Origin of the sequence: Streptomyces sp. NPDC002785, assembly GCF_040295565.1 — a bacterium.
Taxonomy (GTDB): Bacteria; Actinomycetota; Actinomycetes; order Streptomycetales; family Streptomycetaceae; genus Streptomyces.
In genome coordinates this window covers 1-6032 of the sequence record NZ_JBEOVN010000303.1, presented here as the reverse complement: position 1 = coordinate 6032, position 6032 = coordinate 1, and the positions used below count along the sequence as shown (strand labels likewise).

Sequence of the window (6032 nt, the reverse complement as noted above, 5' to 3'; positions counted from 1 at the left end):
AAGGATCCGGGCCTTCGTCTTTCAGTAGCGGGGACAGGATTTGAACCTGCGACCTCTGGGTTATGAGCCCAGCGAGCTACCGAGCTGCTCCACCCCGCGTCGTTGTGTTGAAACCGTACCACGACGCGGGGGTGAGCCTTTACCGAGTTACTCAGCCACCGCTACCAGCATCGGGCGTTTTGGCTGCACCGCCCGAATTGCCCGCATTATTCGCACTGCCTGGCTTGGGCTGGGCGGCCGCCGCACGCTGCAACGCGTCCTGCAGATCCGCCTGGGCCTTGCCGTAGGCGCTCCAGTCCTGCTTCTTCAGGGCTGCCTCGCCTTCCGCGTAGGCCTTCTGCGCATCCGCGATCGCCTTCTTCAGCGCCGCGTCACCGGTGGCCGGTGGCTGCGTGGTGTTGCCCGGTGGCCGGGTGGTCTCCGCGGGCGGCTGGGTGGTGCCGGATTCCGTCACCCCGAAGACCGCGTTGAGCGCCTCCCCGAGGCTGTTCTCGAAGACGGTCTTCGAGCCGTACGAGGCGGCGACCTTGCGCAGCAGCGGATAGTTCTGCGTGCCACCGCGCGTGTACACCGGCTCGATGTAGAGGAAACCTCCTTCGAGCGGCACGGTCAGCAGATTGCCGTACTCGATATCGGAGTCGGTTCCCTTGAGATTTCTCACGAACTCGGCGACGTCGTCGTTGCCGTTGAGCTCACTCTGTACCTGGCCGGGGCCCTTCACCGTGGTGGTGACTCTCAACAGCCTTATCGTGCCGTAGTCCTTGCTGGCCGCATCGGCGTCCACCGCCATGAACGCCCCGAGGTCGGGCCGCCCCTTCGGGGTGAACGTCGTCGTCAGCGAGAACTTCTGGGCCGTCTGGTCCGGCATCTTTATGCTCAGGTAGTACGGCGGGACGGCACCGGACTGCTTGTTGGTCGGGTCGTCCGGGACCTGCCACGCGTCACTGCCGCTGTAGAACTGGGCGGGATTGGTGACGTGGTAGCGGGTGAGCAGCTCCCGCTGCACCTTGAACAGGTCCTGCGGGTACCGCAGATGGTCCCTGAGCTCCTGCGGAATGTCCGCCTTGGGCTCCACGGTCCCCGGGAACGCCTTGCTCCAGGTCTTGAGGACCGGGTCCTTGGTGTCCCACTCGTAGAGCTTGACCTTGCCGTCGTACGCGTCGACGGTGGCCTTCACCGAGTTGCGGATGTAGTTGACCTGGTTCTGCTGGGCGACGACCGCCCGCTGGTTGGTGGTCAGCGAGTCGGCCGTGGTGTCACCGAGCGTCGTACGGGAGGCGTACGGGTAGCCGTTGGTGGTGGTGTACGCATCGACGACCCACTGGATGCGGTGGTTCACCACGGCCGGGTAGGCGTCGCCGTCGATGGTCAGCCACGGGGCGACCGCCTCGACGCGCTCCTTGGGCGTGCGGTTGTAGAGAACCCGCGAGCCCTCGCCGATGGCCCCCGAGTAGAGGATCTGCGGCTCACTGAACGCCACCGCGTACGCGGCCCGGTTGAAGGCGTTGGAGAGACTGACCCCGCTGTTGCCCTGGTAGCTGGTGGTCTTCTCGCCGTCCTCCTCGTAGTCGAGCTCCTTCTGGGGCCCGCCGACGATGGAGTACTGCTCGGTCTTCTCGCCGTAGTAGATCTGCTGCTCGTACTTGCCGAGCTCACCCGTGGTCGGCAGACCGGACTCGGTGAAGTCCGGGGAACCCTTCGGGTTCTTGCCGGTCGTCGTGCCCCGGGCCGCGATGGCGCCGTAGCCGTGGGTGTAGGTGAAGTGGTCGTTGATCCAGTTGCGCTTGGGGATGCCGTCGAGGTTGAGCTCGCGCAGACCGATGACCGTGTCCTGGTCCTTGCCGGCGGCGTCCTTGTAGCGGTCCACGTCCAGCGTCTTGGGGAACTGGTAGTAGTTCCTCTTCTGCTGGAGCTGCTGGAAGGCCGGGGAGACGACGTTGGGGTCCATCACCCGGTAACTGGCGGCGTCGTCCGCGCCGGCGCGCAGCTTGGCGTCGTCGTTCGTCGTGCTCTTGCCCGAGTAGTCGTGGACCTGCGCGTTGTCGATGTCGTACGCGTCACGCGTCGCTTCGATGTTCTTCCGGATGAACGGCGCTTCCTTGGCCTGCTCGTTCGGCTGGACCTGGAACTTCTGCACGATCGCCGGGTACAGCCCGCCGATCAGGATCGCCGAGAGCACCATCAGACCGAAGCCGATCACCGGAAGCTGCCAGGTGCGGCGCCACAGCGTGGCGAAGAAGAGCACGGCGCAGATCGCGGCGATGCAGAACAGAATGGTCTTCGCCGGAAGGTAGGCGTTGGCGTCGACGTACCGCAGGCCGGTCCAGTTGTCCGTGGCCTTGAAGTCGCTGGACTTCACGGCCAGGCCGTAACGGTCGAGCCAGTACGCCACGGCCTTCAGCGACACGAAGACACCGAGCAGCACCGACAGATGGCCGGTGGCCGCGCCGGTCGCCCGCGCGCCGGGGCTGGTGATGCGGAGCCCGCCGTACAGATAGTGGGTCAGCGCGGCGGCGATCAGCGAGAGCACCGTGGCCGCGAAGCCGAAGCCCAGCAGGAAGCGATACCAGGGCAGGTCGAAGGCGTAGAAGGACACGTCCAGATGGAACTGGGGATCCTTCTGGTTGAACGCCACGCCGTTCACATACATCAGCCAGGTGCGCCACTGACCGGAGGCGGATGCTCCGGCGATCAGCCCGACGAGCGCGGTGATCGCGAGCAGCACCCACTTCTTGTACGGGGCGAGGCTCATCCTGTAGCGGTCCAGGCTCTGCTGTTCCAGCGACATCGCGCTCAGCGGCGGCCGGAGCCGGTGCGCGAGCCAGATGTTCAGGCCTACAGCGACCGCCATCAGCAGTCCGAAGACGAAGAACAGCCCGATCTTGGTCCACAGAGTGGTGGTGAAGACGGACGAATAAGCGACCGACCGGTACCAGAGCCAGTCCGTCCAGAACCCGGCGAACATGACGAACGCCATGGCGAGAACCGCCAGGACGCCCAGTGTCATGAGCAGGGTACGGGCGCGCCGGGACGGGCGGCCGACTCTGATCCGTGGCCCGGTCGGGCCTCCGCCGCGGTCCGGCATCTGGAAAGCCAACGTGCGCACCTCGAAGTTCGCGGGTCGTGTGAAGCGGGCCCAGCGGTCGTAGAGCCCACCTATGCAACTTACTGATGCTTTACCTAGTTCCCGTTACCGGGGCGGAAGGAGGCAGGATGTGGGCCATGCCCAACGTTTCCCCCTCAGGCCCCCCGATGGCCGCGAGCCCCCTCACCGTCGCAGTGCTCGAGATCGACGAGTACATCTCCGGCCTCGGCTGGGACCAGCCGGCCCGGCTCTTCGCTCTCGTCGACACCGCCCGGCTGCGCGCCCAGGAGCCCGGCCTCGCCGCCCAGCTCGGTCTCGACAGCGCCGACTCCCCGACCGCCTCACTCACCCCCATCGAGCAGGAGGAGCTTCCGCCGGGCACCGCCCTGGACGAGTTCCTCGCCACGATCGCCTGGCCCGACTCGGTGATCGGATGCGCGATGACTGTGGAGCGTCTGATGCTGCCGCCGTCCGCAGAGGCTTCCGTGCCGGAGGGGCTCAGCGATGCTCAGCTGACCAAGTGGGTCGCCAAGCACCCGGAGCGCCAGGAGGTGCGGATGACCGTGGCCGTCCTCCGGGACGGTGCGCGTGAGTCGGCCGTACGGCTCCGCGAGAAGGACTCCCCGAGCGAGGTGCGGACCGGTGCCGGCCTGGTGCCCGGCCTGGCCGACGCACTGGCCGCGACCTTCGAGGCCTGACCTCACCGCTTCCCCGCCGAGGGGGGCGCGGTCAGCCTGCCGAACAGCTCGGCAGGTCGGCCGTGTCCCCTGCCCGGATCTTCTCCAGCGACTTCTTCGCGTCGTCGATCGTCTTCACCTTCACCAAAGTGAGTCCGCTCGGGGTGTCGGAGGCGGCGGCCTTGCAGTTGTCGTTCGGCGTCAGGAAGTACCGGGCGCCCGCGTTGCGCGCGCCGACCAGCTTCATGTTGATGCCGCCGATCGGGCCGACCTTGCCCTTGTCGTCGATCGTGCCGGTGCCCGCGATGAACTTGCCGCCCGTGAGCTTGGTGGGCGTCAGCTTGTCGATGATGCCCAGGGAGAACATCAGACCCGCGCTCGGGCCGCCGACATCGGCGAGCTTGATGTCGATCCGGAACGGGAACGTGTGATCCGTCCCGGCCTGGATGCCGACGATCGCGCGGTTCTCCCTGGGAGCCTTCGCGGTGGTGATGACGATCTTCCGACTGCCCTCGGGCTCCTTGCCGGCCTTCTCCGCCGCCTGCGCCGTCTTCGCCGGGATGATCGTGAACGTGACGTCCTCGCCGGGCTTGTGGCGAGTGACGAGCTTCGCGACGTCCCCGGGCTGCTTGACCGCCGTACCGTCGACCTGCTTGATCACATCGCCGGCGTGCAGCTTGCCCTGGGCGGGGCTGCCCTTGATGACCGTGGAGACCACCACGCGCGACGACACCGGGATGCCCAGCTCGTTCAGGGCGGCGACCTTGGCGCTCTCCTGGGACTGGCTGAACTCTTCGGCGTTCTCCTGCGTGGACTGCTGCTCGGTCTTGCCGTCCGGGTAGAGGGTGTCGTGCGGTACGACCACGCTGTCGTGGGCCAGCCAGCCGTAGACGGCCTCGACGAGGTTCATTTTGTAGTCGGCGCCGGTGACCCTGACCGTCGTCATATTGAGATTGCCGGACGTCGGGTACGTCTTGTGTCCGGAAATCTGCAGGACGGGTTCGCCTTCGACCTTGCCGAGGGTGTTCACGGTCGGCCCCGGAGACATCTCCGAATACGGCACTGGAATCAGCACGCCTGCGCAGAGCAGCGCGATGAGGATCAGCGTGGAGGCGAGCATCGTCGCGGTGCGGCGTGGCATGGAACGACAGTACGGGAAGGGTCTCTCAGTGCACCGTCGGGGCCGGTCCGGACGGGGCGGGAAACCGGGAGTGGCGCTGTGCCGAAGGGCGTCGGCACCTGGCTTCGCTATGCGGATCGGCGACGTTCGAGGGTCAGACGACGTCGGAACCGGAGTGCGATTTCTCCATCGCCTCACGGAACCGGGCGTACCCGGCGAGTTCCGAGACGTCACCGGCCGTGCGATTTCGGGTGGCCCAGCTTCCCCATATCGCAGCACCGAGTGCAGCGAAAAGCGGAATCAGCAACCACGCGAGTGCTGCCATTACGACCTCCCTGCCCGATGAGCGACCGCAACTGACCTATCAGCAGATTAACCATCTGCAGGACCAACGCTCACGGCAGGGGTGCGGTTACGCAAATCGGGGTGGAGAACCACCCGATCGCCTTGCGCTCAGCAGGCGCCGACCCACTCCTCGGTGCCGTCCGAAAAGCGCTGGTTTTTCCAGATCGGAACCTCGTGCTTGAGGTCGTCGATCAGCTTGCGGCACGCCTCGAACGCCTCGGCGCGGTGGGGGCAGGCGACGGCGACGACCACAGCGAGGTCGCCCACTTGGAGGTCACCCACTCGATGGACGGCGGCCAGCGCCCGGACCGGGAATTCCGCGACGACCTTCTCGGCCACCCGGCGCAATTCGTCCTGTGCCGAGGGGTGGCAGGAGTACCCGAGCGCACCGACGTCCTGACCGCCGTCGTGGTTGCGCACCGTCCCGACGAAGAGCGCCGTGCCGCCCGCGGCGTCGTCCCCGACGGCCCGGAAGATCTCGTCGACCGACAGCGGCGTGTCGCGAATCGCCAGCAGCCGGACGGGGTCACTTGCCGCCTGCTCGCCGGGGTGGTCGTGGGTGGGAGCCATGGGCCCCATGGTGCCGTACCGCACCGACATCGTGGAATAGCGTTGCCCACCGGCGGGCCGCCCCTGGCCTTGGAGCCTTCCACAGACGTTCCACAGCCCCGGGAGCGTGTTTCGAGAGTAGCGTCGTCCGCCCGCAGGGCGGGGCCGGGGGCGTCTGGTGCATGCGATCGCAAGGCGGAGGCAGGAGAGCGCAGCGGGCTGCGCCGACGACCGACAACGCAGCGAGGATGGGGTC

General features: G+C 66.9%; 5 protein-coding genes and 1 tRNA gene. 1 reads left to right on the top strand and 5 read right to left on the bottom strand.

All coding sequences use genetic code 11. The annotated features are described in order from the left end of the window. Positions 1-25 precede the first annotated feature (25 nt). Together ABTZ94_RS35780 and ABTZ94_RS35775 are read right to left on the bottom strand one after the other, a co-directional pair. Positions 26-99: transfer RNA gene (locus ABTZ94_RS35780), tRNA-Met, on the bottom strand. 52 nt (positions 100-151) lie between these two features. Then, positions 152-3085 carry a UPF0182 family membrane protein gene (locus ABTZ94_RS35775; RefSeq protein ID WP_351207339.1) on the bottom strand — a complete coding sequence of 978 codons (2934 nt, stop codon included), beginning with the start codon at positions 3083-3085 and terminating at the stop codon, positions 152-154. A 128-nt stretch (positions 3086-3213) separates the two neighbouring features. Here ABTZ94_RS35775 and ABTZ94_RS35770 point away from each other — a divergent pair, with 128 nt between their 5' ends. Continuing rightward, the gene (locus ABTZ94_RS35770) at positions 3214-3783 is read left to right on the top strand and encodes a PPA1309 family protein (protein ID WP_351207337.1); all 570 of its coding nucleotides are present in this window, start codon (positions 3214-3216) and stop codon (positions 3781-3783) included. A 31-nt stretch (positions 3784-3814) separates the two neighbouring features. Here the strand turns inward: ABTZ94_RS35770 and ABTZ94_RS35765 are convergent, their stop codons facing one another. From ABTZ94_RS35765 to ABTZ94_RS35755, 3 genes are all read right to left on the bottom strand, one after another. After that, the gene (locus ABTZ94_RS35765) at positions 3815-4903 is read right to left on the bottom strand and encodes a YlbL family protein (protein WP_351207335.1); all 1089 of its coding nucleotides are present in this window, start codon (positions 4901-4903) and stop codon (positions 3815-3817) included. Positions 4904-5036: 133 nt separating this feature from the next. Then, complete coding sequence (locus tag ABTZ94_RS35760; RefSeq protein ID WP_198676866.1) at positions 5037-5207, bottom strand: hypothetical protein; 171 nt, start codon at positions 5205-5207, stop codon at positions 5037-5039. A 128-nt stretch (positions 5208-5335) separates the two neighbouring features. Beyond that, positions 5336-5797, bottom strand: a complete 462-nt coding sequence (locus ABTZ94_RS35755) for a molybdenum cofactor biosynthesis protein MoaE (RefSeq protein WP_351207332.1) — start codon at positions 5795-5797, stop codon at positions 5336-5338. Positions 5798-6032: the final 235 nt, after the last annotated feature.